The sequence below is a fragment of the Leucobacter sp. cx-328 genome, assembly GCF_014530035.1.
Lineage (GTDB): Bacteria > Actinomycetota > Actinomycetes > Actinomycetales > Microbacteriaceae > Leucobacter.
This window is the reverse complement of record NZ_JACVMX010000007.1, coordinates 1-24527: the sequence shown is the minus strand read 5'-3', so window position 1 is coordinate 24527 and position 24527 is coordinate 1. Positions and strand designations below refer to the sequence as shown.

At 63.0% G+C, this 24527-nt stretch carries 24 protein-coding genes; 7 read left to right on the top strand and 17 right to left on the bottom strand.

Annotated features, from left to right (window positions below; translation table 11 throughout):
* Positions 1–177 precede the first annotated feature (177 nt).
* Complete coding sequence (locus ICL81_RS09425; RefSeq protein WP_188034647.1) at positions 178–552, bottom strand: sulfate permease; 375 nt, start codon at positions 550–552, stop codon at positions 178–180.
* 195 nt (positions 553–747) lie between these two features.
* On the opposite strand from ICL81_RS09425, the gene ICL81_RS09420 reads away from it, so the two are divergent.
* Entirely contained in the window at positions 748–1728 is a 981-nt protein-coding gene (locus ICL81_RS09420; RefSeq protein ID WP_188034646.1) for a DNA-processing protein DprA, read from the top strand.
* A gap of 3 nt (positions 1729–1731) precedes the next feature.
* Here the strand turns inward: ICL81_RS09420 and ICL81_RS09415 are convergent, their stop codons facing one another.
* The 9 genes from ICL81_RS09415 to ICL81_RS09375 all read right to left on the bottom strand — a co-directional run bounded on the left by ICL81_RS09415 (position 1732) and on the right by ICL81_RS09375 (position 10965).
* Entirely contained in the window at positions 1732–1938 is a 207-nt protein-coding gene (locus ICL81_RS09415) for a helix-turn-helix domain-containing protein (protein WP_188034645.1), read from the bottom strand.
* A 58-nt stretch (positions 1939–1996) separates the two neighbouring features.
* Positions 1997–3280: a site-specific integrase gene (locus tag ICL81_RS09410; protein ID WP_188034644.1), complete on the bottom strand. Its 1284-nt coding sequence runs from the start codon at positions 3278–3280 to the stop codon at positions 1997–1999.
* A gap of 364 nt (positions 3281–3644) precedes the next feature.
* Positions 3645–4700, bottom strand: coding sequence for a class 1b ribonucleoside-diphosphate reductase subunit beta (nrdF, locus tag ICL81_RS09405; protein ID WP_370566876.1), 1056 nt, complete (start codon positions 4698–4700; stop codon positions 3645–3647).
* Positions 4701–4951: 251 nt separating this feature from the next.
* Positions 4952–5224, bottom strand: a complete 273-nt coding sequence (locus tag ICL81_RS09400; RefSeq protein WP_188034643.1) for a DUF3892 domain-containing protein — start codon at positions 5222–5224, stop codon at positions 4952–4954.
* Between the two features lie 90 nt (positions 5225–5314).
* Positions 5315–7420 carry a class 1b ribonucleoside-diphosphate reductase subunit alpha gene (gene nrdE, locus ICL81_RS09395; RefSeq protein WP_215394784.1) on the bottom strand — a complete coding sequence of 702 codons (2106 nt, stop codon included), beginning with the start codon at positions 7418–7420 and terminating at the stop codon, positions 5315–5317.
* Between the two features lie 230 nt (positions 7421–7650).
* Complete coding sequence (nrdH, locus tag ICL81_RS09390) at positions 7651–7884, bottom strand: glutaredoxin-like protein NrdH (RefSeq protein WP_188024678.1); 234 nt, start codon at positions 7882–7884, stop codon at positions 7651–7653.
* A 266-nt stretch (positions 7885–8150) separates the two neighbouring features.
* Positions 8151–8555, bottom strand: a complete 405-nt coding sequence (locus ICL81_RS09385) for a hypothetical protein (RefSeq protein ID WP_188034641.1) — start codon at positions 8553–8555, stop codon at positions 8151–8153.
* A 67-nt stretch (positions 8556–8622) separates the two neighbouring features.
* Positions 8623–9081, bottom strand: coding sequence for a 23S rRNA (pseudouridine(1915)-N(3))-methyltransferase RlmH (gene rlmH, locus ICL81_RS09380; protein ID WP_188034640.1), 459 nt, complete (start codon positions 9079–9081; stop codon positions 8623–8625).
* Between the two features lie 9 nt (positions 9082–9090).
* Entirely contained in the window at positions 9091–10965 is a 1875-nt protein-coding gene (locus tag ICL81_RS09375; RefSeq protein WP_188034709.1) for an ABC transporter ATP-binding protein, read from the bottom strand.
* A gap of 178 nt (positions 10966–11143) precedes the next feature.
* On the opposite strand from ICL81_RS09375, the gene ICL81_RS09370 reads away from it, so the two are divergent.
* The 6 genes from ICL81_RS09370 to ICL81_RS09345 all read left to right on the top strand — a co-directional run bounded on the left by ICL81_RS09370 (position 11144) and on the right by ICL81_RS09345 (position 18316).
* Positions 11144–11938, top strand: a complete 795-nt coding sequence (locus ICL81_RS09370) for a DUF1684 domain-containing protein (protein ID WP_188034639.1) — start codon at positions 11144–11146, stop codon at positions 11936–11938.
* A 135-nt stretch (positions 11939–12073) separates the two neighbouring features.
* The gene (locus tag ICL81_RS09365) at positions 12074–13708 is read left to right on the top strand and encodes an ABC transporter substrate-binding protein (RefSeq protein ID WP_188034638.1); all 1635 of its coding nucleotides are present in this window, start codon (positions 12074–12076) and stop codon (positions 13706–13708) included.
* Positions 13705–14661, top strand: coding sequence for an ABC transporter permease (locus ICL81_RS09360; RefSeq protein ID WP_188034637.1), 957 nt, complete (start codon positions 13705–13707; stop codon positions 14659–14661). The genes ICL81_RS09365 and ICL81_RS09360 overlap by 4 nt, the downstream gene beginning before the upstream one ends.
* Complete coding sequence (locus ICL81_RS09355) at positions 14658–15533, top strand: ABC transporter permease (RefSeq protein ID WP_188034636.1); 876 nt, start codon at positions 14658–14660, stop codon at positions 15531–15533. The genes ICL81_RS09360 and ICL81_RS09355 overlap by 4 nt, the downstream gene beginning before the upstream one ends.
* Positions 15530–17167, top strand: coding sequence for an ABC transporter ATP-binding protein (locus ICL81_RS09350; protein ID WP_188034635.1), 1638 nt, complete (start codon positions 15530–15532; stop codon positions 17165–17167). Before ICL81_RS09355 ends, ICL81_RS09350 begins: the two co-directional genes overlap by 4 nt.
* A gap of 3 nt (positions 17168–17170) precedes the next feature.
* Entirely contained in the window at positions 17171–18316 is a 1146-nt protein-coding gene (locus tag ICL81_RS09345) for a peptidase C39 family protein (RefSeq protein WP_188034634.1), read from the top strand.
* A gap of 77 nt (positions 18317–18393) precedes the next feature.
* Here the strand turns inward: ICL81_RS09345 and ICL81_RS09340 are convergent, their stop codons facing one another.
* The 7 genes from ICL81_RS09340 to ICL81_RS09315 all read right to left on the bottom strand — a co-directional run bounded on the left by ICL81_RS09340 (position 18394) and on the right by ICL81_RS09315 (position 24321).
* Positions 18394–18882: a septum formation family protein gene (locus ICL81_RS09340; protein WP_188034633.1), complete on the bottom strand. Its 489-nt coding sequence runs from the start codon at positions 18880–18882 to the stop codon at positions 18394–18396.
* Positions 18883–19196: 314 nt separating this feature from the next.
* Complete coding sequence (locus ICL81_RS09335; protein ID WP_188034632.1) at positions 19197–19700, bottom strand: FBP domain-containing protein; 504 nt, start codon at positions 19698–19700, stop codon at positions 19197–19199.
* A 134-nt stretch (positions 19701–19834) separates the two neighbouring features.
* On the bottom strand, positions 19835–19999 hold the full coding sequence (locus ICL81_RS11850) for a hypothetical protein (protein WP_215394783.1): 165 nt from the start codon (positions 19997–19999) through the stop codon (positions 19835–19837).
* A gap of 40 nt (positions 20000–20039) precedes the next feature.
* Complete coding sequence (locus tag ICL81_RS09330) at positions 20040–21482, bottom strand: sodium:solute symporter (RefSeq protein ID WP_188034631.1); 1443 nt, start codon at positions 21480–21482, stop codon at positions 20040–20042.
* Positions 21479–21814 (bottom strand): hypothetical protein, encoded by a 336-nt coding sequence (locus ICL81_RS09325; RefSeq protein ID WP_188034630.1) that lies wholly within the window; start codon positions 21812–21814, stop codon positions 21479–21481. The genes ICL81_RS09330 and ICL81_RS09325 overlap by 4 nt, the downstream gene beginning before the upstream one ends.
* A gap of 32 nt (positions 21815–21846) precedes the next feature.
* On the bottom strand, positions 21847–23262 hold the full coding sequence (locus ICL81_RS09320) for an amidase (RefSeq protein ID WP_188034629.1): 1416 nt from the start codon (positions 23260–23262) through the stop codon (positions 21847–21849).
* Between the two features lie 87 nt (positions 23263–23349).
* The gene (locus tag ICL81_RS09315) at positions 23350–24321 is read right to left on the bottom strand and encodes an Lrp/AsnC family transcriptional regulator (protein WP_188034628.1); all 972 of its coding nucleotides are present in this window, start codon (positions 24319–24321) and stop codon (positions 23350–23352) included.
* Positions 24322–24527 lie beyond the last annotated feature (206 nt).

The window sequence follows — 24527 nt, the reverse complement described above, 5'->3', positions numbered from 1 at the left end:
AGAACGAGCGACCGCCGCTGGCTCGGATATTCTCAACGAGCGCGGTAGGCCTGCTCCGTCATTACAGGAAGTACAAATGCATGCACCGAGTCTACCTCATAGAACATAGGCTCACCGAAAGAAGCCCAGTCGCTCATCATGTGGCGAAACGCTCCCTGCTGTGCGAACTTACCTGTTCTATGAACCCCTGACAAGCGATCGACTTCCTATCGGAAGCGACTTAGACTCGGTCGCAGCCTCTCGCCCTTCAATCCTCTCCCGATACCGAGCACGGATCAGAAGTGCCACGCTGATCGGGCCGATCGCGATGAATTTCAACGCGTTCCAGACGCACAGTAGGACGACGAGGTTGAACCATCCTGGCGCGCCGTCGCCGATCGCAGATGAGCACCAATGCGCCAGCACGATGTACGGCGCGGCCAAGAGCATCGCGGGCATGCCCCATTTCAGGCCACGGCGCCGCCGGATCCGGCCCAACACAATGTTCGTGGGTGCGTATCGCTGCAGGACTGCGTAGATGAAGCTGCTGACCGTCAAAATCAAACGGATCATGATGGGGCCTCTCGTCACACGTCGATCTCCGTCGAGGAAGCAGCATGTGAATCGAGCGCCCGAGAGGGCCGCCCCGAAGGGCCCGCAGAGTTGAGAACCTGCTTCGTGTCCCAGGGTACGCCTGCTCCGCATGAGGCAACAAGGGGCAGCATTCGCGCACCTTCTCAGTGAGATCTCACCTCGAAGGAGGCCATCATGCCAACGCTCTCGAACCTCGCTAAAGATGAGCGAACTGCCCGCCAAGTGCTGTCATTGATCGGCACTCCGAACGACGCCGCAACGGGCGCACTCCTCGAACGAGTCGGTGGGGTCGAGCTGATCGCTCTGATCGAGCGCGACACCGCGATTCCCGGCATGGATCGAGTCGAGGCAGCAGTCTGGCGAGATCGATTGCAATCACGAGCGAATCCCGATCAGGTGGCCTCGCGGTTGCTCGCTGAGAACGACTATCGGGTGCTTGTACCCGAGGACTCAGAGTGGCCCGCCGCCCTCAACGATCTCCGCGAGCGAGCCCCGTACGCGCTCTGGGCTGCGGGACACACAGAACTCCTCACCGCACCTCCTTCCCATCTGATCACGATCACTGGCGCCCGGGCGGCGACCGCTTACGGCGTGCGCGTTGCCGAGGACATCTCCAGCGAGCTGGCCCGGAACGGCAAGACCCTAGTCGCCGGCGCTGCTTACGGTGTCGAAGGCTCCGTGCACAGGTCCGCGCTCATCGAGAGCGGCAACACGATCGCGGTGCTTGCCTCGGGCATCGACCGCCCGTACCCCGCAGGTCATGCAGACCTCATTGGGAGCGTTTCACGCCAAGGCTTGGTGCTCTCTGAGCTGCCGCCAGGGGTCAGCCCAACCCGGCAGCGCTTCCTAGATCGGTCGCGCATCCTCGCCGCGCTCTCTGGTGCCACCGTCGTCGTTGAAGCGGGGTTTCGGTCTGGAACGCTGCACACTGCTCGGGAAGCCGAACTACTGGGTCGCATTGTTGGCGCTGTGCCTGGGCCCGTTACCTCCGCCGCCAGCGCCGGTACGAATCATCTGCTTCAGGACGGGAGCGCGCGCGTTGTCACCAACGCATCGGACGTCACGCGGATGCTTGACAGTGCGAACGCCCCCAGGCGGAGTGTCATCCACCTGGGGGCGTCGCGTGCCGTCCTGCCGAGCAACCGCGTGCTGTAACCGCTATCTCATCGTTGGGATCTCCACGACGAGACTCTTTCGCAGTTCCTCCATGTCAACCCGGATGAGGCGCCCGACTCGGTATCCGCGAACCGTACCGTCGGAGATTCGACGCCGGATCGTCTTGACTGAGACACCCAGGCTTTCGGCCGCGACGGAAAGAGAGACCAGTGCGGGTTCGTGCTCTTCCCTGCGAGTTCGAGAGTTCATGGCAGTGCCTTCCTGTGAATGGATTGGTGTTACCTCACAGGTGTCCGCGGCTGTCCGCTTACGACTCCTCCCCTGTGTTCTTCTTCCGGTCAAGGCTCGGGTCGAGGGTCGCTGCGACGCGTGCGCTCATCCGGTCCGCCAGCTCTCGATCGCGATTCATCGTGGCGTGCTGATATCGCAGCACGATGTGAATATCGGCGTGCCCTCCCCGGCGCATCAGCTCAGCGAGCGTCGCGCCTTCCTGAGCGAAGATCGTCAGCCCCGTGTGACGCAGGTCGTGGAAGCGGAAGCGGTGCGGCAGCCCGTCAACGCTGTCGCGTACGTCGGCCCAGATGTAGCCCCAGCGGGTGTTCGAGAGCGGCATGCTGCCGCCAATGCTTGCCGGGATAAGCGGGGCCTTGTCTTCGGTTGCGACGTGGTCTTTGAGGTGCTGCTTCAGTCGATCGGTCATGAGCTTCGGGATGCTCAGCGACCGCTTGCCTGCTTCGCTCTTCAGGTCGGTGTAGTCGCCGGTATTGGCGTTCAACTGACGCCGCACGTGCAGCGTCGCGCCGCCGTCGTCATGCCACTCGACATCACGCCGTTGCAATCCCAGGCACTCGCCACGGCGCAACTGACACCAGGCCGCGAGCTGCACCATGATCGCCCACAGATCCGGAACCGCTTGATACAAGGCCTCCACCTGTTTCGGTGTGATGATGTCCTCGCTCTCATCATGGTCGGCATCATGACGAACCGATTCCTGGCGGGGAATCGAGACGCTCGGTGCTGCTGGAATGATGCCGTCGCGAGCCGCTTGGCGCAGGATCATCATGAGCACGATCAGCACCGGCCGTGTGATCCCATTGAACTTCGACTTCGGATTCAGTGGAGCCGGAATCTGGTCGAGCCGATCCGTCATCACGCGGATTCGGTTGACGTCGATGTCCCTCAACGGGGTGTCGCCGAACTCTGGGACGAGATAGCCCGAGACCTTGCCCTGATACGAGCGGACGGTGCCGACGGCACGTATCTTGCCGCTTCGGTTGGGCTCGGTCTTGATCATCTGCAGCCATCGCTTGGAGTACTCCTCGAAGCCCATGGATCGCGACTGCTCAGCGGCAGTCTCGGCGCGGCGTCGCTCCGCAATGACTTCTGGCGGCTCCCACAAGCCGAGCGAGATCTTCGAGTGCATCGACGCAAGCCACTTTCGCGCATCAGTCTTCGTGACGAACGTAAGCGCCTTATCGTCCTCGGTTCGCGCTGGGTACATCTCCCCATCTGGCGCGGGATAGCGGGCCTGCCAACGACCCGACGGGAGCTTACGCAACCGACCCCAGGCCTCGCGTTTCACCGTGCTCATGATGGCCTCCCGTGGACTCGAACAGCCGCTCGTGGACTGTCGTGCCCCTCCGTGCCCCTCACGTTGCGCAGGCCCAGAGATCCGCAGCATTCCGCGGAAGTTGAGCCCTTGCGTTCACGTCGAGGGGCACGATGGGGCACGGCGTTGGGTGTCGGCCGAACCCCGATTCGGTTCGGATCGCACTTCCTTGCCCACGTCAAAGGTGCACGCGTGCCCCCTGCGTGCCCCACTGAATGGATATTCCTGGTCATTTCTGTTCTCCTCTGTCGTTTGACAGAGGGCACGAATAAGGCCCGAACCCGCGAGATTTCGCGGATCCGGGCCTCTGACCAGGCTTTTCAGCCGGGGCTTCTGAAGAAAACTTCTAGAAGTCCCAGTCCTCATCCTCGGTAGCAACAGCCTTGCCGATGACGTACGACGAGCCCGAGCCCGAGAAGAAGTCGTGGTTCTCGTCTGCGTTGGGCGACAGCGACGACAGGATGGCCGGGTTAACGTCGGTCATCTCCTTCGGGAACATCGGCTCGTAGCCGAGGTTCATAAGCGCCTTGTTCGCGTTGTAGTGGAGGAACTTCTTGACGTCTTCGGTCAGGCCGACACCGTCGTAGAGGTCCTGCGTGTAGAGCACCTCGTTCTCGTAGAGATCGTAGAGGAGCGAGAAGGTGTAGTTCTTCAGCTCTTCCTGGCGCTCAGGGGTCTCGTTCGCGAGCGACACCTGGTACTTGTAACCGATGTAGTAGCCGTGAACAGCCTCGTCGCGGATGATGAGGCGAATAAGGTCTGCAGTGTTGGTGAGCTTTGCGCGGCTCGACCAGTAGATCGGGAGGTAGAAGCCCGAGTAGAAGAGGAACGACTCGAGAAGCGTCGAAGCGACCTTGCGCTTCAGGGGGTCATCACCCTCGTAGTAGTCGACAATGATCTGAGCCTTCTTCTGCAGGTAAGGGTTCTCCTCAGACCAGCGGAAGACGTCGTCAATCTCCTGCGTCGAGCACAGCGTCGAAAAGATCGACGAGTAGCTCTTCGCGTGCACCGACTCCATGAACGCGATGTTCGTGTAGACAGCCTCCTCGTGAGGAGTAACCGCGTCGGGAATCAGCGAGATCGCACCAACAGTGCCCTGCACGGTGTCAAGCAGCGTCAGGCCGGCGAAGACGCGCTCGGTGAGGCGCTTCTCTTCGTCGGTGAAGGTCGCCCACGCCTGAACGTCGTTCGACAACGGCACCTTCTCGGGTAGCCAGAAGTTGTTGACCAGACGGTTCCAGACCTCGAGGTCCTTTTCGTCCTCAATGCGGTTCCAGTTGATCGCCTGGACTGCATGACCCAGCTTGAAGTTCATCGGCTCCCTCTGCTTCTCTGACGCACGACGCACCCCAGAAAAACGCGCTTTCCAGAGAAAGCACGGAGGGTGACGTCGCAAAAACATCGGGCACGCGCGCGCGAGGCGCGGATGCGTGCACTGTCTACTGATCTTACTCGGCAGAGCACCGTGACGCCATACGCCGCGCACACCATTCAAGTTCAATATGTTGTGCTTCTTGCCGCCACCAACCACTACATGATGTGGATCGCCGCACAACACTCCGCGGCTGGGGCTGGGGCGGATCCGCGCACAAAAATGCCGGGACCCGCTGCGTGAACAGCGAATCCCGGCACATTACCGAGCAACGGCGCGAGTTAGAACTCGGCGAGGCTCGTGAGGTTGTTCTTCTCGTCCGCGTCGGCCTGAGTGCGAAGGTAGTTCGGGAAGGAGCGCACGACACGCAACCAAGCCCGGTCTGGTCCGTCACCGACGTAGGCACGGGTGCCAGCGTCGACCCACTCCACCAGGGTCTCCTTGTCGGCTTCGCTCACGACACCCGTCTCAGGGTTTCGCAGCTGGTACCGAGTGATCGTCTGTTCGGTCTTCCGGGCTCCGCCGTATCGCACCGCAGTGATCTCAAACATCATTTCGAGAGTGTTCCTCTTGTCTTCCTAGAACTCTGATGACACCGGGAACTGGTGAGGGCCGAACGTTGCACCGTTCGGCCCTCAAGTTATTTACAGCATGCAGCTGACGCACTCAGTCATATCAGTGCCCTCGAGGGCGAGCTGACGCAGACGGATGTAGTAGATGGTCTTGATGCCCTTACGCCATGCGTAGATCTGCGCCTTGTTGATGTCGCGCGTGGTCGCGGTGTCCTTGAAGAACAGCGTGAGCGACAGGCCCTGGTCGACGTGCTGCGTTGCCGCCGCGTAGGTGTCGATGATCTTCTCGGGGCCGATCTCGTAGGCGTCCTCGTAGTAAGCAAGGTTTTCGTTCGTCATGAACGGAGCCGGGTAGTAGACGCGACCCAGCTTGCCTTCCTTACGGATCTCAACCTTCGACGCGATCGGGTGGATCGACGAGGTCGAGTTGTTGATGTACGAGATCGAGCCGGTCGGCGGGACGGCCTGGAGGTTCTGGTTGTAGATGCCGTGCTCCATGACGCTTGCCTTGAGCGCGAGCCAGTCTTCCTGGGTCGGGATCGAAATGCCTGCGTTAGCGAACAGCTCGACGACGCGGTCAGTCTCGGGAACCCAAGCCTGTTCGGTGTACTTGTCGAAGAACTCACCCGATGCGTACTTCGAGTCCTCGAAGCCACCGAAGACCTGCTGACGCTCAATCGCGATCTTGTTCGACGCGGTGATCGCGTGGAACAGCACGGTGTAGAAGTAGATGTTCGTGAAGTCGATACCCTCGGGCGAACCGTAGTGCACGTGCTCACGTGCGAGGTAGCCGTGCAGGTTCATCTGGCCGAGGCCGATGGCGTGCGACTTCGCGTTGCCGTCTTCGATCGAGCGAACCGACGAGATCGAGCTCATGTCACTCACTGCGGTGAGTGAGCGGATCGCGAGATCAACGGTCGAGCCGAGATCGCCGCCGTCCATCGCCGTAGCGATGTTCATCGAACCGAGGTTGCACGAGATGTCCTTGCCAATCTCGTTGTAGCTCAGGTCTTCGTTGTAGGTCGTCGGGGTGTTGACCTGCAGAATCTCCGAGCAGAGGTTCGACATGTTGATGCGGCCCTTGATGGGGTTCTCGCGGTTCACGGTGTCTTCGAAGACGATGTACGGGTAGCCCGACTCGAACTGCAGCTCAGCAACGGTCTGGAAGAAGACGCGTGCGCTGATCTTGGTCTTCGAGATACGGCCATCGTTGACCATCTCGTAGTACTTCTCAGTCACTGAGATGTCGCCGAAGGGCACACCGTAGACCTTCTCGACATCGTACGGCGAGAAGAGGTACATGTCTTCGTTGCGCTTTGCGAGTTCGAAGGTGATGTCGGGAACGACAACGCCGAGCGACAGCGTCTTGATACGAATCTTCTCGTCAGCGTTCTCACGCTTGGTGTCGAGGAACTTCATGATGTCGGGGTGGTGTGCCGAGAGGTACACCGCGCCAGCACCCTGACGCGCGCCGAGCTGGTTTGCGTAGCTGAAGCTATCTTCGAGGAGCTTCATGACGGGGATGATGCCCGACGACTGGTTCTCGATCTTCTTGATCGGAGCGCCAGCCTCACGAATGTTCGAGAGCGAGAGCGCAACGCCACCGCCGCGCTTCGAGAGCTGCAGCGACGAGTTGATGCCGCGCGAGATCGACTCCATGTTGTCTTCAACGCGGAGGAGGAAGCACGAGACGAGCTCGCCGCGCTGCGCCTTGCCGAGGTTGAGGAAGGTCGGGGTCGCGGGCTGGAAGCGGCCAGCGATCATCTCACGCATGTAGCCGCGAGCGAGCTCTTCGTCACCCTGCGCGAGGCCGAGCGAGACCATAACAACGCGGTCCTCGAAGCGCTCGAGGTAACGCTTGCCGTCGAAGGTCTTGAGCGCGTACGCGGTGAAGAACTTGTACGCACCGAGGAATGCCGGGAAACGGAACTTCAGGGCGAAGGCCTCGTTGGTGAGCTTCTCGACGAAGTTGGGCGAGTACTGATCGAGAAGCGCCTTCTCGTAGTAATCGTTGTCGACGAGGTAGCGCATGCGCTCTTCGAAGTTGTGGAAGAACACCATGTTCTGGTTGACGTGCTGCAGGAAGTACTGACGCGCAGCTTCACGGTCTTTATCGAACTGAATCTTGCCGTCTGCGTCATACAGGTTCAGCATCGCGTTCAGCGAGTGGTAATCCATCTCGCTGATCTTGGACGACTCGTGATTGGTCGCGACGTCGGTTGCCACTTTCCACATCCATCTGCGCGGGAGCGCTGTCAAAATTCTTGCGGTAATTCAAAACTTCAGGGCGGCGCAGCGTGCGCCGATACTTTTCTGGGGTTCCCCGAGCGCCATTGCGCGGGGAACCCCAGAGTCAGTATGTGAACTCGCGGTGCCCTCTGCCGTAGAACGCCCCGTGAGACACGGGCTTAGGCTAGGCGGCTTGCCAACTCAGCGATCTTGTCGGGGCGGAAGCCCGACCAGTGGCCTTCGTCAGTGACGACGACGGGAGCCTGCAGATAGCCGAGCTCCTTGACGGTCTGCAGCGCAGTTTCGTCTTCAGAAAGATCGAGCACGTCGTACTCAATGCCCTTGCTGTCGAGCGCCCGGTAGGTCGCGGTGCACTGCACGCACGAGGGCTTGGTGTAGACCGTGATAGCCATGAACTTCCCTTCTCGCAAAAACTTCGGTGACCTCGGTGAGGCACAACATCTAGTGAACCACATGACCGCCAACCACAACATGATGTAGTTACAAGGATGTAGTTATCCACCGATTTTCCACCGGTGGAACTTTCAAACTGGGGAGAACGTTCGGCATAGTTTCGCCCCTAATTCGGAGTTATCCACAGGCAGATCGCCTCACCGCACATTTCCCCACACACCCCCTTCCGGCGTGTCGCCTCTAGTGGCAAAAATGGCTCTTGACACTAGAGCGCAATCGGCCATAGGAGCTCCTCACCATCGGCTTGGAACCACCTCAGCACGAGCATTGCGTCACCTGCAGAAGCGATGTCAGGATCACCCACCCCGCGCACGGTCACGCGCAGCCGTTCACCGGGCTCGAGGGAACACGGCAACGAGAGCCCGAGCATGCCGCCACCAGCGAGCGCGAAGCGCACGAGGCGCAGGCGCTCGTCGCTCCGGTTTTCGATCTCGATCGCGTGCGCACTGCGGCAGACGATGCGCACGGGCACGGGTCTCGCAATGCCAACGCGGCTTCGCTCACGGAGACGAGCGCGAGCGCGGACGCGCTGGTGCGCGGGCACACGCGAGGCTGCGCGTGAGCACTGGTGTGCGGTGAGGTGGCGCGTGGCGAGGCGGATCGGGTTCATGACAGTAGCGTAGGTGGGACCACTGACATTTCAGGGTGGGGCTGATCCGCGCCCCCACATGTGGGAATTACACGTGATGGTACGGGCGATTGCCCGCGATCTCCTGCGCGCGGTAGAGCTGCTCGGCGAGAATCAAGCGCACGAGCTGGTGCGGGAAGACGAGCGCAGAGAGGCTCCAGACGAAGTCGGCGCGCTGGCGCACGGAGTCGTCGACGCCATAGGCTCCGCCGATGACGATCACGATCGAGCGACCGGCGTCGAACGCGCCCTGCAGCGTGCGCGCGAGCTTCGGCGAATCGACGTTCTTGCCGCGCTCATCGAGGAGCACGAGGAAAGCGTCGCGGTCGACCTTGGCGAGGATGCGCTCAGACTCCTCAGCGCGGGCGTGCTCGCCCTCGCGCGACGAGTGCGGCAGCAGCTGCCACGAGACGTCGAAGGGCTTACGCAGCCGCTTCTCGTAGCGCGCAATGCCGTCGCTGACCCAACTCTCGTGCTTTTTGCCAACGGCCAGGACCTTTACGCTCACACGACAAGATTACCGCTGCTGTTCATAGAGCTCGGCGTAGTGGCCACCGCGGGCGAGCAGCTCATCGTGGGTACCAGACTCGACGATGCGGCCGGCAGACACCACGTAGATGCGGTCGGCGCCAACGATCGTCGAGAGGCGGTGCGCGATCGCAATCGTCGTGCGGCCTGTGCGGGCAGAGTCGAGCGCGCGCTGCACGACGCGCTCGTTGACGGTGTCGAGTGCGCTCGTAGCCTCGTCGAGCACGAGCACGCGCGGGTCTTTGAGGAGCACGCGGGCAATCGCGATGCGCTGTTTCTCGCCGCCTGAGAGCCGGTAGCCGCGCTCGCCAACAATCGTCTCGTAACCGTCGGCGAATCCGGTGATGGTGTCGTGGATGTTCGCCATGCGTGCCACGCGCTCAAGCTCGGCATCGCTCGCGTCTGGCTTCGCGTACCGCAGGTTGTCTGCGATGGAGGCATGGAAGAGATAGGGCTCCTGCGTCACGACACCAACCCGGTCGACGAGTGCCTCGTGCCGCAGCTCACGCACGTCGTCACCCGCGTACTTCACTGCCCCATCGGTCGCGTCGTACAGTCGCGGAATGAGCGACCCAATCGTCGTCTTCCCTGAACCAGACGGGCCGACGAACGCCACGAACTCGCCAGCCCCGACACGGAACGACACGTCGTCAAGCGTTGGCCGCTCCCCTGGCGCAGCATCGTCGTATCGGAAGGTGACGTTCGTGAACTCCACGCAGCCAGCGCGCCCGGCCGCGTCAGAAGGCTCGCGCGCTTCGTCGGTGTCGCGGATCGCGGGATCCAAGTCGAGGTACTCGAAGATGCGCGCGAACAGCGCCTTCGAGGTCTGCAGGTCGAGTGCCACCCGCATGAGGTTGGTGAGGGGGAAGAGCAGTCGCGCCTGCACCGTCGTGAACGCGACGATCGTACCGGCGGTAATGTCGATGGCCCCGTCGCCGCCGCGTGCGAGGATCAGCCCCGCGAAGAGATACACAATCGCCGGCACCGCAGACATAAAGATGTTCACGAGCGCGAAGAACACCTGGCCACTCATCGTCTGCTTCACCTGCAGCGCGATCTGGTTGCTGTTCTCTGCCGCGTAGCGCTCGCTCTCCATGCCCTCGCGGGCATAGGTCTTCGCGAGCAGCACGCCAGACACCGACAGCGTCTCCTGCGTGATCGCGGTCATCTCAGACAGCGACTCCTGCGTGCGACCGGCGATGCGCGCACGCACCTGACCAACGCGACGCTGCGCGATGACGAGCACGGGCATGATGATGACCGCAATGAGCGTGAGCTGCCAGCTGAGCAGCAGCATCGCGACAAAGGCAGCGATGACGGTCACGGTATTGCCGATGACGCTCGAGACGGTGTTCGACAGCACGCCAGCGACACCGCCGACGTCGTTCTGAATGCGCGACTGAATCACGCCCGTCTTCGTCCGGGTGAAGAACGCGAGCTCCATCGACTGCAGGTGCGTGAACAGCCGCTCACGCAGGTCACCCATGACTCGGTTGCCCACGCGCGCGGTCATGTACGTCTGCAGCACTCCGATGCCGGCCGACACGATGAAGAGCGTGACCATGATGATGAGCAGGCGCGTGAGCTCTGGCATGTTCGGCCCACCGCCGTCGAGCGGGAAAAGCCCGACATCGAAGACCTGCTGTGTGAGCAACGGTGGCAAGACGCCAAGACCTGCGGCCAAGATGACGAGCACAACGATGATGATGAGCGGGCCACGGTAGGGGCGGAAGAGCTCTGCGATCCGCGCACCGAGGCGATCGATCTTCGGCGCCTCACGGTTGCGCTCACGCTGTGCCGCGGCATCAGCTGACGCCACGCGGCCCCCACCTCGGGCGCCGCGTGCTGCTGGACCACCGTGCATACTCATATGTTTGGAGCGTACTCCGCACCACCGACGTTCGGGAGTGGAATTCGCGGCAAGCGTGCACGGGCCTGCCGACGGCGGCGGCGAGCGCGCATGTCGCCGCGTGACGCTGAGGGTTCCGTTCAGGGGCGCGGATCACAATACTTATACAGAAGTAGCAGCGAGAGGACTCCCCATGTCAGCACAGGATCAGCACGCATTCGCCACCGAGCACGCCGCGTGGCACGACAAGGTTGAGGCCGGTCGTGCGAGCGCGCACGGCCCGCTGAGCATGAACGCGCTGCACTGGCTGACGGCTGAGCCGACCGCCCTCGCTGGCCTGCCAGGCATCTGGAGCGCTCCGACCGCTGACACGGTCGTGATCGAGTTCACCGCGGCTGACAACGTTGCTCACAATGGCGAACCCGTAATTGGTGAGATTCAGTTCGGACCCTTCGAGGAGCAGGGCGCAGAGTTGCTCACATGGGGCGACGTAAATATTTTGGTGGCTGAGCGCAGTGGGCGGATCTCGGTACGTCCGCAGGATCCGGCATCAGCGATCCGCGCCGCGTATGAGGGAACTGCGACGTTTGCCGCCGATCCTGCCTGGCGAGTGACCGCACGCTTTGAGCCGCTCCCCCGCGAGCGCGTCGAGGTGAATTGCGCGGTTCCCGGCGCGAAGCAGTACTTCAATTCCCCAGGTCAGGCGGTCTTCGAGGTCGACGGCGAGCGCCAGGCGCTCACGCTATTCGGTACGCCAGGTGATCTGCGCATCCACTTCACCGACGCGACCCGTGGCGACGAGACTTTTGAGTTCGTGCGGTTCCTCGCGGTTGAGGAGCAGGCGGATGGCTCGCTCGTGCTCGACTTCAACCGCGCGACGAACCCGCCGTTTGCGTACAACCCGAACACGACCTGCCCCTTCACGCCGCCGGAGAATGATCTCTCAATTTCGGTGCGCGCGGGCGAACGCCTGCCCTCTGTCGCATAGCCGTTTGATAGCGCCAGAGTAAGCCACAGAATAGACATCACTTCAGGCAATAAGTAACCGTACGAAATCTAATGGGGCATTTGGCCGCATCTCTGGGTAGGCTCATCCGCACAGACTCAGTGATTGGAGAGCCCCATGCGTTCCCTCCCCTCGATTTCGCGCGACCGACACCGCGGTCGTGGCCGCGCCCTTCGCGGAGCAGCGGTTGCTGGCACGATTGTTGCCGCCCTCGCGCTCACCGCATGCGGCAGCACCGGAGGCAGCGACGATGCTGCACCGGCTGACAGCGGCAAGACGCTCGACAGTGTGACCGTAGGCTTCCCTGGTTCACTGTCGAACCTGTCGATCACGCAGGAAGCCGGCATCCTCAACTACAACCTCAACGCGACCGTGCAGGAGGGTCTCGTCGGCATCTCGACCTCGGGCGAGATCGTGCCAGCGCTCGCATCAGAGTGGACGACTCCCGATGACACCACCTACGTGTTCACGCTGCGTCCCGATGCAAAGTTTGCGAACGGCGACCCCGTCACCCCGGCTGACGTGGTCTTCAGCCTGAACAATGCGGCGGATCCCGCAGCGTCACCCGGCACCAACTACTACCTGGCTGCCCTCGCTTCGGCAGAGGTGACCGGCGACAACGAGGTCACCATCAAGACGAAGGCGCCCGAGGCGGCCTTCCTCGCGAACCTCTCGAGCGCTGGCGCGCTCGTCGTCACGCAGGAGAAGTTCGCGCAGGAGCACGGCAACAAGCTCGGCACGAGCACCTCGCTGCTGCTCGGCACAGGCCCGTACCAGGTCACCGAGTTCTCCCCCGATTCGCACGCCCTCCTCACCCCCAACGAAAACTGGGCTGGTGAGCCGGTGAAGGCGAAGGAGATCCGCGTCGACTTCATCTCTGACGAGAACACTCGCCTGCTCGCAGCACAGAAGGGCGATCTCGACATCGCACTCAACGTGCCCCTCACCCAGGTGGCGCAGTGGGAGAAGATCGACGGCGGCCGCGTAGAGGCGCTCAACGACTTCTCGTACGTCGGCCTGCAGTTCGACCAGAGCGTTGCGCCGTTCGATGACCCGAACGTACGCGCGGCAATCGCTAGCGCGGCAGACCGTGACGCGATCGTCGAGAAGCTGCTGCGCGGCTACGGTGAACCAGCGAACACCATCATGTCGCCCGAGACACTCAGCCAGGTGTACTCGCCTGAGGAAGCACGCGAGATCCTGGGCAAGGTCAAGGCGAACAGCTTCGACCTCAAGAAGGCAGCAGAGTACCTCAAGAAGTCGTCGGTTCCCGAGGGCTTCACGACCGAACTCACCTACCCGAACACGGGCCAGCAGCTCGGCACCGCGGCCCAGTCGCTCGCTGAGAACCTCAAGACCATCGGCATCACCGTGAAGGTGCGTGAGGTACCCATCGAAGAGTGGCTCGCAACCGTCGGTGACGGCGAGCACGGCCTCGGCTTCATGTGGTACCTGCCGACGACCGGCAACCCCGCTGAGATCAACAGCTACCTGCTCGGCGTTGACAACTCGAACAGCTTCGAAAGCGATGAGGCGGTAAAGCTCATCGCCGAGGCATCGGCTGAGACCGATCCGAAGAAGCAGATCGACCTGCTCGTGCAGCTCGAAGAGCTCAATGCCGCAGAGACCGCGACCTCACCACTGTGGTGGGGCCAGAGCCTCACCTACTTCTCGGGTAACGTCGGCCTGAGCGACTTCTCGCCGTACTCCTTCATCGGACCGTGGGGCGCAGAGCTCTACGCGGCTGAATGAACCGGCTCGCACGCACGATCGCGATCCGCCTTCTCGGCGTGATCGTGATCCTGCTGCTGATCTCGTTCCTGACGTATTCGCTCGTCTACCTTGCGCCGGGCGACATCGTCAAAAACCTGCTCGGCAACCGGCCATCTTCGCCTGAGGCCGTTGCCGCGATCCGCGCCCAGTATCACCTCGATGAGCCGTTCCTCGTGCGGTACTTCGATTGGCTCTGGGCCGCCCTGCAGGGCGACTTCGGTGAGTCGATCCGCATGCAGCAGCCGGTGACGACCGTCATCGGTGAGCGACTCGGCAGCACGGTCGCGCTCGTCCTCCTGTCGTTCTTGGTCGCGGTCGTCACCGCGATCCCGCTCGGCATCATCGCAGCTGCCCGCGAGGGCAAGGCAACCGACCGCCTGACCAGCGCACTCGCGCTGCTCGGGCTGTCGGCGCCGTCATTCGCGCTCGCGATTCTGCTGCTGTACCTGTTCTCGATGCTCATCCCGCTGTTCCCCGCGTACGGCGGCGGCAAGGGTGCACTCGATGTGCTGTGGCATCTCACCCTGCCCGCGATCGTGCTCGCATCCGGCATCGGCGCAATCCTCATGCGGATGACCCGCGCCGCGGTGCTCCGCGAGCTCGGCAGCGATTCGGTCACGTTCGCGCGGTCGCGCGGCCTGTCCGAGCGCGAGGTACGCACAATCGCGCTCCGCTCGGCTGCGATCCCCATCATCACGGGCGCGGGCCTGATCCTCACGTTCATCGTCGGTGGCACGATCATCGTCGAGACGGTGTTCTCGCTGCCCGGCATCGGCTCACTGCTGCAGGAGTCGGTCCTCTTCAAGGATCTGCCTGTCGTGCAGGCAGTCACGCTACTCATCGCGGCGACGATCGCGATCATCACCATCATCGTGGATCTCAGCTACCTGCTGCTTGATCCGCGCGTACGTGGACGGGAGCTCAGCGCATGATCCGCCCCACTACCTCGCTCTCACCGACGCAGCTACCGAAGACCGGCCGTGGTCTCGGCCGCAGGCGCGGCAACACCGTCGTGATTGTCTCGCTCGTGTTCCTCGCGCTCGTCGCGGTGCTCGCGATCATCTCGCCCTTCTTGCAAGACGCGGCGACGAAGCAGAGCATCCTCGATTCGCTCCTGCCCATGGGCTTCGACGGCCACCCGCTCGGCACTGACGAGCTCGGCCGCGACATCCTCATGCTCACGCTCGCTGGCACCGGCTCGGCCGTCGCCGGCCCGCTCGTGATCGCGGCGGGCTCCATGATCCTCGCGATCATCTTCGGCACGCTCGCCGGTTACCTCGGTGGCTTCACCGACACCGTTATTGGGCGGATCGTCGACATCCTCCTGTCACTTCCCGTCATGCTCGTCGCCATCGTTGTCGCGGGCATCTTCGGCGCGGGGTACTGGGTCACCGTCGGCATGCTCATCGTGCTCTTCGCGCCCTCAGACATCCGCATCGTGCGCGCGGGCGTCATCGAGCAGGCGCCCCGACCCTATGTCGAGGCTGGCCAGATGCTCGCGCTCTCCCCCGCGCGCGTTATGTACGTCCACATCGTTCCCAACGTGTGGCCGCTCATCGTGACGAACTTCATGCTCAACCTCGGCATCGCGCTCGTGACGCTGTCATCGCTGTCGTTCCTCGGCATCGGCGTCGCGCCGGGCACCCCCGACTGGGGTCGCCAGATCGCTGACGGCCGCAGCATCATGCTCGACAACCCCGCAATGCTCCTGGTGCCCGCCCTCCTCATCATCGCGGTGACGATGGCGATCAACCTGCTCGGCGATCACCTCGGCGAGCGCCTCCGCGCGAAGGGAATCCAATGACCCCCGCAGTTTCAGCGCAGGGCAGCCAGGCAGCTGGCGCCCAGGCAGCCCGCGGCGTATCCGTCCGCGGCCTCGCGGTCGACGGCCCCGCCGGCCCAATCGTGCAGCCGCTCGACCTCAACATCACCCCTGGCACCACGCTCGCGATCATCGGCGAATCGGGTTCTGGCAAGACCATGACCGCACGCGCGATCACCGGCCTGCTGCCCCGCGGCACCTCGGCCGAGGGTGACATGCGGATCGACGACGCCCCCTTCAACCTCGCCAGCACGTCAGAATCCGACTGGGCAGAGGTACGCGGGCGCCGCGCGGTGCTGCTGTTGCAAGACCCGTTCACGAGCCTGAGTCCGGTCATTCGCTGCGGTGAGCAAATTGCTGCGACGATCCGCGCCCGTGCTCGCCACGAAGGATCACCGCTGAGCAAGACCGATCTCGCGACCGAGGTCACCAGGCGTCTCGCCGAGGTGCACCTGCCGGCCGAGATCGCGAAGCGATACCCGAGCGAACTTTCGGGCGGCATGCGGCAGCGCGTCGCGATCGCGGCGGCGCTTGCGGCAGAGCCGCGCCTGCTCATCGCAGACGAGCCGACGACCGCGCTCGACGCGAGCAACCAGGGCGAGGTGCTTGACCTGCTGCGTGAGCTACAGCGCAAGCACGACATGTGCGTGCTGCTCATCAGCCACGACCTCGGCATCGTGTCGGGTCGCGCAGAAGAGCTCATCGTCATGCGTGGCGGCGAGGTCGTCGAGCGCGGGCGAACTGATTCGGTACTGGCCGATCCGCGGCACACGTACACCCGAGCGCTGCTCGCGGCGAACCCCTCGGTCACCGACGCGGGCGATGCGCGCGGATCCATCAGCCCCACCGCACCCGCCGTCCTCAGCGCGCGCGGCATCACGAAGCGCTTCGGCGCGCGTACGGTCTTGTCAGACGCGGCGGTCGACGTTGCCGCCGGTGAGATCGTTGCGCTCGTGGGCGAGTCAGGCTCTGGCAAGTCAACGTTCGCGCGGTGCATCGCTGGTCTCGACGTGCCCGACGCTGGCACGGTCACGCTCGGCGGCGAGCAGCTACCCGCCGGTCGCCGCGGCCGCAAGCCCGGTCAGATGCAGATTGTCTTTCAAGATCCGTACTCGACCCTCAACCCGGCCTTCACCATCGGGCGCTCCCTCACCGAGGCGCTTGCCGCTGTCGGTCGCCCCGCGTCTGATCTCGAGGAGCTCATGCGGCTCGTTGAACTCGATCCGTCGTTCGCGTCGCGCAGGCCGTCGCAGCTGTCTGGCGGTCAGCGCCAGCGCGTGGCAATCGCGCGTGCGCTCGCACCGAACCCTGAGCTACTTATCTGTGATGAGAGCGTCTCTGCGCTCGATGTCTCGGTGCAGGCACAGATCCTAGAGTTGCTCACACGCCTGCGCGATTCGTTTGGCCTGGCAATTCTGTTCATTACTCACGACCTCGGGGTCGTTGCCCGGGTGGCTGCACGTACAGTGGTGCTCCAAGCGGGGCACATTGTGGAATCTGGAACCACCGAACAGGTACTCCGGGCTCCGACGCACCCATACACACAGATGCTTGTTGCTGCGGCCGAGCGCGAAAGCGTTGCCTCAGCCGCCAACACCGATTCACAGGAGAACTAGGGAATGTCTGCAGCAGACCTCACCACCGCCATCGTTGACGGTGCACACGCCCCGGCAGGCCTCGCAGAAGACCGCCTCGCGTTGTGGACGATCGAGCGCGACCACTGGTCGCCCCGCACGATCACCGTGACCGACGCGGCTGGTACCGTGCTCGCGACCGCTCTCACCGCTGGCCGCCCCCACACCGCCTACCGCAAGGTTGTTGACTTTGTCGTGGCTGAGGGCGCTGGCGACAGCGCCGAGGCAGCGGCCATTGCCGCGCTCGAGGCCGCCCGCGACGACCGCCTCGCGAACGACGACGGCTCGCAGCCCGCACCGATCGTGATCCGCTTCGAGGAGCATCCCGCGCAGGCGGCGCTCACCGCGGTGGTCCGATCCGCCCTCGCGACCGTTGGCTTTGCGCAGGACGCAGACTCGCTCCCCTCGGTTCCCAGCACCCGCCCCGAAGACGCAGCGTTCACGCGCAGCTGGTCGCTGTGGCTCAGCGCTGCGCCGACCCGTGCCGTGCCGTACTACGGCCAGACCACCGATGTCACCTGCGGCGCGGTCACCTCACTCATGATGTTTGAGGAGAATGACCTCGGCCAGTTCAGCACCGATGGCACTGAGAACCACACGGTCGAGCTCGACTTCTGGCGCCGCGCGACGAACATGCCAGCGTGCGAACCGATTGGCCTCGCGGTCACGACCGCTGAGGAGCTGCTTGCGCGTACCGGAGACGCCGGTCGTAAGCCTCGCGTCATCCTCAGCGCAGAAGGGCCCGTACTGCTCGAGTGGTACGACGACTTCTACGAGCGCAAGCTGCGTGTACAGCTGCAGGAGGAGTCGTTGCGCACGGCAGAGTCGCTCGGCCTTGAGGTCGAGCGCCGATGGGCGTCGACGGAGGAGATCCGCGACCTGGTGGCCGCGGGCAACGACGTGTTTCTGCTGATCGCGCTCGAACCGCTCATCAAAGACCCCGCCGCGCACTGGGTGCTCGCGCACGATGTCGTCGGCGACAGCATCATCATCTCCGACCCCTGGGTCGAGCAGGAGCACGGCGAGAGCTGGGTTGACACGAGCGCGCTGCCCATCCCCCTCGCTGGCATCGACCTCATCACCCGCTGGGGTGAGCCGGAGTACCGCGGCATCATCGTCGTCCCGCGCTAACCGGTCCAGAAACAACAACGGCCGCGAACTCAGGTTTCCCTTGAGTTCGCGGCCGTTGTTGTCAACGCGTGAACGCCTTAGCGGGCAGCGCCTGAGAGCGAACCCTCAATCGGAGTTGCCGGGTCGTATGCGAGGCAGTAGATCTCGCGGTCGTTGAGGCCGTTCCAGCTCGCCTCAGTCGGCGTGATCGGCCACCACTCGAGTGCGGTCTCGTCGTATGAGATCCCGATGAACTTCTCGAACTCGGCGATGCAGGTCTCGACCGCAGCAGTCTGGACGGCCTCTTCACCGGGCCACGCGTCGCCGTCAAGATCGAAGGCGTAGTACACCTCGTTATCGTACGTCTCTGCACAGGGCACGACGGGAATCTCGCTCGCGTCACCGTCAGGGACATCGATGGTGCAGTCACCAACGCGGAGCGAGAACACACTGTCCTGTCCGGCTTCAGTCACCTCACGTGTTTCTGAGTCACGTGCTGCGGGCGTACCAGAGCACCCGGCGAGCGCGCCGGTCAGTGCGAGAGCACCGATGAGAACAGAAGCAGAGGAGATACCGCGCAGGCGCATAAACATTCCTTTCAAGGAGCAACAAGTCAGTTACCTGAGAACAAGTAATCAATAACCAGTGCCCAGGCACGAAAGGTCTATGCATTTCCCCGGTTGCTTCCAACCTCAGCCCAACCCGAGAAACACTTCCTGTGTGCACTCAACAGTGTTCTTCGTTTCGGACAGTGCGAACCCTCGGAAAACCGCAGAGTTACGCCTCACACGTTGCCAAGTACACAATGCCAGAGGCGCACATATGAGCGGCGGATCCGCGCCACGAACGCACCTCACCCACGCGGCGAGGTGCGTCGCGAGGTGCGTCGCGAGCGATCCGACTAACGCCCTTCGATGAGCATCTCGGCAAAGCCAGCGGCCTTAAGCTGCAGGTCTTCAATGCGTCGCACGCGAGCAGCGTGCACGTCGTATCCGTCATACGCGGGCGGCGGATCATTGCGCACATTCTTCGAGCACTCGAAATCCCGGCATACGAGGACCCCGACGGTTGCGCCACGGCGACCTGCTGCTCCGGTTCGCTTCGCGCTCCAGAACACCACCTCGTTTGGCAGCCGAACATCACGGCACCAGTTACACATCGCGCGCGACCGCGGCGACGCCTCAGCCTGCTGCAGCGTCACGCAAACGGGGTCGCCGTCAAGCCTCGGAAGCACCACGTACGCACGCCGCGCAAACTTCGGGTCTCGCCAACCAAGGAAGTCGAGCCGGTCCCAGCTTTCCACTGGCAGCTCGAGAACGGAGTCGGGAATCGTCATCTCTTTCGCCTCGCGCTTTGACGCGTTAATGAAGGAGGAACGAATGAACGTTTCAGTCAGTTGTTGCATGGAAAATCCTTGCGAGAGAGTCTGTCTCCGGGTCTCAATCACGACGTCAGCCGCGACCCGGAGTCTGGGTACACCAAAGCCACCATCTCGGCCCGGGAGCACCTCCCACTGACTTCGGCGGCGGATCAGTCCAGCTAGTCACCGTCGGCGAGTGCCTCGCCGACGACCTCCTGACGCTGCGCGTACAGCTCTCGATAGTTCACGCCGCTACTGTACCCGGGAGGGCTGAGCGCGCGCACAGGCGGAGTCAACGCCGCGAAACAGGCCCGTTCATACATAAAGACCCCTTTCATGCGCATGAAAGGGGTCTTTATGTTGGGAACTACAGTTTTCGCGGGTTTAGCGCGAAACCAGCGCCGCCTCGAGGTCAATCTCGACGTGCTCGACGTCGCGGCCACCGCGCGCACGGCGCACAGCCTCAGCAACAACGAGCACGATAAGGTTCGGCGCGAGGGCGATGAGACCGGAATCCCAGCTGCCGATGGGGATCTCAGCGAAGGTGATGATCGCCACAGTGAGCGAACCCGCGACGATGCTCAGGCCGATCGGCCATGCACCGACCCGTACGCGGTCAGCGAGCGCGATGCAGATCGCGGGGGCGAACTGCATGGTGCAACCGTAGGTGAGCAGCAGCAGTGCACCGATGTCCGAGCGAACGAGGCCGAACGCGAGAGCAAGACCGATCGCCACGATGATGACGATGTAGTTCAAGGCCATCTGATGCTTGGGCTTCACGGTACCGACCACGTTGCGGGTCACCAGTGTCGAGATGCCCATGACGATGCCCGACGCGGGGACCATTGCAGCAGACGCACCCGCAATCGCGACCACACCAACCAGCCAGTCAGGCAGAATCTGCCCCGACATGGTGAGCAGCACGGCGTTGCCGGTCGTATCTTCGGGAAGCACGAGCACGGCAGCAAGGCCAACGGTGATCGGCAAGAACAGCACGAGCTGGTAAATCGGGAGCCACTTTGCGTTGCTGCGCAGTACCTCGCCGCTCTTCGCAGCGAGAACCGGCGGCCACAGATGCGGGAGGGTGTTGAAGCTCGAGCCGATGACGGTAACGAGCGTAGCGGTGATGAAGAAGACGGGGTCATAGCCATCAACGTTCATGGTGAGCAGGACGGGCGCCTCGCGCGCGATATCGCCGAAGATTTCCGGGATGCCGTTGAACGAGATGATGAGGCCAGCAGCGATGACCGCCATTGCGAGGACCATCATGATGTCTTTGAAGATCGCGACGCGAGCGATGCCCTTCAGGCCAGACCAAGCGACGAAGATCGCCACGAGGATACTCGCGATCACCATGCTGAGCCCGCGTGCGCTCTCGCTGCCGGTTGCGAGCTCAACGATCATGCCGAGGCCGGTGATCTGGAGCTGCAGGTACGGGATGAGCGCGAGTGCACCGATGAGCGCGACGACGCGGCCAAGCCAGCGGCTGTTGAAGCGATCCTCGAAGAAGTCACCCATGGTGAGGTAGCCACGGCGCTGACCAAACTCGCGGATGCGCGGGGCCACAAAGTACAGACCGAGCCATGAGATCGTGAGGTACGCGACCGCGAAGGTTGCGCTCACGCCGCCGCCGAATGCGATGCCGGCGAGGCCCAAGAAGCTGAAGGTCGTGAGTGATTCGCCTGCTTGCAAGAACCACGAGGTCCACTTCGGGTTGTTGCGCTCGCCAACGGTCCAGTTGCTCATGTTCGACTGGCGCTTGCGGCTCGCAAGGCCAAGGGCACCGATGAGGATGATGCCGGCGACAATCATGATTGAAACGGTCATCGTGCGTTCTCCTCTGCCTGAGCTGCTTCAGCCGCTTCAGCTTCTTCTGCTTCGATCCGCGCCATGCGAATGAGCTCGATCTGGCGGGTCTCGAAGCGCTCAGCCTCGCGCTGATCCGCCTCCCTGCCGCCAGCACGGAGGTACATGACGTCAACGATCTGTAGTGCCACGACCGACAGAATCACCATGAGCGCGGCCCATACGAGGACAGCGGGAAGTCCGAACCAGAGGGTCGGTTCCTGCGCGAACGGCAGGAACGGGATCACGAAGAATCCGAGGGCGGGAACGCACACGATGGCGAGCCTTCCCGGCGTGAACAGGCGGGGTTTCATGTTGTTGCTCCTTTGCAATGCGGTGACACGTGTTAGACGAGAGGGGGAAGGACGTTCGCGAAGCGTGTCACCGATTCGTAGACGCGAGCCAGGCTGAGCAGGCGGCGATCGCTGCCCGAAGCCGAAATCATCTGGAGGCCGATGGGCAAGCCGCCGGCGGTGAAGCCAGCCGGGACCGACAGTGCAGGAACGCCGAGCATCGTAATCTCGGTCGCCGCGCGCATCCAGTCGAGGTAGTGCGCCTGCGCCTCACCAGCGACTTCGTGCGGGTAGTCCCACTCCACCGGGAACGGCGCCACTGTGACCGCGGGAGCCAGCAGCACGTCGTATTCACCGAAGAAGCGAGCGCCCTCACGCATGAGCGTGGTCTGCTGCTCCTGCGCGCGCATGATCTGGCGGCCAGTCAGCGGGCGACCGAGCTCGATGTTCCAGCGAATACGGTCGTTAAAGTCCTCGGGGAAGACGTCAAGCTCATCGCCCCACTCCGCCTCGAACTCAGCAGCGCGCAGGGTCACGAACGACTCCGCTGCACCAGTGAGGTTCGGCGATGCTTCGACAATCGTGGCTCCGAGGTCGGCGAAGACCCGCACTGCGCGTTCCAACACCGCGATGACCTCGGCCTCAACCGGGATCGATCCGCCAAGCGTCGGCGCCCATGCGACCCGCACGCCGCGGAGGGGCGCGTCGGGAGAGCTGTAAATCGGGCCTGGGACGTTCGCCGCGAATGCTGCGCTCGACACTGGGGTGCGCGGATCCGCCTGCCCAATCACATCAAGCAACAGCGCGACATCATCAACCGTGCGGCCCATAGGACCCGCGGTGGTGAGCGGTGTGAGGACGTTTGCGGCCTCAGCCAGCGGGACCAGCCCCGGACTCGGACGCAGGCCAACGATGTTGCAGAACGAAGCTGGGTTGCGGAGCGATCCGCCCATGTCACTGCCGTCAGCAAGCGCGACCTGACGACCAGCGAGCGCGGCAGCGGCGCCACCGCTACTGCCACCTGCCGAGCGATCAAGTGCGTACGGATTGCAGGTCGCGCCAAACACGCGATTCACCGAGTGCGATCCTGCCGCATACTCAGGGACGTTCGTCTTCCCGATCACAACCGCACCCGCTTCGCGCATGCGGCGGACGTGCAGGGAATCGCGCAACGGGACGTGATCTGCGTGGCGGATCGACCCATAGGTCGTGCGCAGGCCAGCCGTATCGTGGGTGTCCTTGATACCGACAGGAAGGCCAAACAATGCGGCACCTGGGGTCGGCCCCTGGGCGTCGAGTTCATCTGCGCGGCGCAGTGCGCCCGCTGCATCAACGGTCACCATCGCGTTGATCGCGCTGCCGCGATCGATCTGGGCGAGGTGTGCTTCAACGACCTCGCGAACACTTACATTGCGCGAGGCAAGCTGCTCGCGCAGGGCGGTCGCGCTGAGCTGAGTTACGTCGCTCATGGCATACCTCCATCATCATTGACTTACCGTAACGGTCACTAAGTCAATCATGAGTTTCGGAATTAGCCAAATTCGCGGTAACTGCTTTTACTTTTTGGACACCGTCTGAGTAAGAATTCGACCACTTCGCTTCGCAACAAGGGTGGTGAGTGATGGGTGGATCGCCCGCACATACTTGGTCCACTCGCCGCCGAGCAGTTCCCGCACGTGCGGCAAATCCCGCGCATTGAAGTGCGCAATGAGCGCCTGCGAGCCGAGCAGCTGGGCAACGTAGCGGCTCTCAGGGACGGTAGCGAGCATCTCACCCAAGAGGTCGATGTGCTCCGGGGCGCAGCTGATGCGCACACAGGTCTCGACATCGTATCCGAGGCTCAACGGGTCGACGATCACGCGAGTGGCGAGAGCTCCCCGCTCTTGCAGGTCAGCGAGTCGCTTCCGCGCCGTGGGTTCAGTCACACCAGCCAGTTGTGCAAGCTCAGCGACGCCCGTGCGACCGTCCAGCTCCAGCGCAGCGATGATCGCGCTGTCAGGCCCATCGAGCGCCTCCACAGCGCCTGTGGACTCCTCGACATGATGCACCTGGAGCACCTCATCGAGCCGCTGTGCTTCCGTGCCCGTCAAAATAGGAGGACGCCAATCAGCGTTCGTCTTAAAGTAATGAAGCACCGGTGTCGCCGACACTTCGAGCACGCCCTCGTAGCTCGGGATAACCTCGAGCGTCATCGTGCTGAGATCGAACGCCTGTTCGTGCACCTCGATGAGTAAACTCGACGGGTTGGCCAGAACTATGGCATACACCACGCCAGGATGTTGCGAGAGTTCTGCAGCGAGCTCAGCAGTGCGGGAGGGTCGACACGTGATTTCGATGACGCACGTGGGACCCAGGTTGTGGAGGCCAATGACTTCGACGGCGCCAGACTCAAGCAGCTCTTTGCCGCGCCGCGAGACGGTGCGCAGGGGTTCGTCGAGCACTCGCGCAATGGTGCTCCACGAAGCACGTCCGTCGGCCTGCAGCGCCGCGACGATGCGGCGGTCAAGGTCTGGGAGAGCTACTGTCACGCTCGGACTCCTTCGGTCAATACCTCTTGAATCGTATCGGGGTTTGGCCGGTGTCGCCGGTACAGACCGCCAACCCGAACCGGTTTTGGGTACAAAAAAAGGGGGCCCGCCCCTCTAGCCCCTCCCCCAAAAAGGAAAGAAACCAAAGGAAGCGAACCCCCCTACAAAATAGCGAAAGGGAAAAACCCCAGCAATCATTGCTGAAA

Coding starts and splice junctions, on each gene's coding strand:
- ICL81_RS09425 (WP_188034647.1), bottom strand. CDS start 552: ATGATCCGTTTGATTTTGACGGTCAGCAGCTTCATCTACGCAGTCCTG.
- ICL81_RS09420 (WP_188034646.1), top strand. CDS start 748: ATGCCAACGCTCTCGAACCTCGCTAAAGATGAGCGAACTGCCCGCCAA.
- ICL81_RS09415 (WP_188034645.1), bottom strand. CDS start 1,938: ATGAACTCTCGAACTCGCAGGGAAGAGCACGAACCCGCACTGGTCTCT.
- ICL81_RS09410 (WP_188034644.1), bottom strand. CDS start 3,280: ATGAGCACGGTGAAACGCGAGGCCTGGGGTCGGTTGCGTAAGCTCCCG.
- nrdF (WP_370566876.1), bottom strand. CDS start 4,700: ATGTTTTTGCGACGTCACCCTCCGTGCTTTCTCTGGAAAGCGCGTTTT.
- ICL81_RS09400 (WP_188034643.1), bottom strand. CDS start 5,224: ATGATGTTTGAGATCACTGCGGTGCGATACGGCGGAGCCCGGAAGACC.
- nrdE (WP_215394784.1), bottom strand. CDS start 7,420: ATGGATTACCACTCGCTGAACGCGATGCTGAACCTGTATGACGCAGAC.
- nrdH (WP_188024678.1), bottom strand. CDS start 7,884: ATGGCTATCACGGTCTACACCAAGCCCTCGTGCGTGCAGTGCACCGCG.
- ICL81_RS09385 (WP_188034641.1), bottom strand. CDS start 8,555: ATGAACCCGATCCGCCTCGCCACGCGCCACCTCACCGCACACCAGTGC.
- ICL81_RS09375 (WP_188034709.1), bottom strand. CDS start 10,965: ATGCACGGTGGTCCAGCAGCACGCGGCGCCCGAGGTGGGGGCCGCGTG.
- ICL81_RS09370 (WP_188034639.1), top strand. CDS start 11,144: ATGTCAGCACAGGATCAGCACGCATTCGCCACCGAGCACGCCGCGTGG.
- ICL81_RS09365 (WP_188034638.1), top strand. CDS start 12,074: ATGCGTTCCCTCCCCTCGATTTCGCGCGACCGACACCGCGGTCGTGGC.
- ICL81_RS09360 (WP_188034637.1), top strand. CDS start 13,705: ATGAACCGGCTCGCACGCACGATCGCGATCCGCCTTCTCGGCGTGATC.
- ICL81_RS09355 (WP_188034636.1), top strand. CDS start 14,658: ATGATCCGCCCCACTACCTCGCTCTCACCGACGCAGCTACCGAAGACC.
- ICL81_RS09350 (WP_188034635.1), top strand. CDS start 15,530: ATGACCCCCGCAGTTTCAGCGCAGGGCAGCCAGGCAGCTGGCGCCCAG.
- ICL81_RS09345 (WP_188034634.1), top strand. CDS start 17,171: ATGTCTGCAGCAGACCTCACCACCGCCATCGTTGACGGTGCACACGCC.
- ICL81_RS09340 (WP_188034633.1), bottom strand. CDS start 18,882: ATGCGCCTGCGCGGTATCTCCTCTGCTTCTGTTCTCATCGGTGCTCTC.
- ICL81_RS09335 (WP_188034632.1), bottom strand. CDS start 19,700: ATGCAACAACTGACTGAAACGTTCATTCGTTCCTCCTTCATTAACGCG.
- ICL81_RS11850 (WP_215394783.1), bottom strand. CDS start 19,999: ATGCGCATGAAAGGGGTCTTTATGTATGAACGGGCCTGTTTCGCGGCG.
- ICL81_RS09330 (WP_188034631.1), bottom strand. CDS start 21,482: ATGACCGTTTCAATCATGATTGTCGCCGGCATCATCCTCATCGGTGCC.
- ICL81_RS09325 (WP_188034630.1), bottom strand. CDS start 21,814: ATGAAACCCCGCCTGTTCACGCCGGGAAGGCTCGCCATCGTGTGCGTT.
- ICL81_RS09320 (WP_188034629.1), bottom strand. CDS start 23,262: ATGAGCGACGTAACTCAGCTCAGCGCGACCGCCCTGCGCGAGCAGCTT.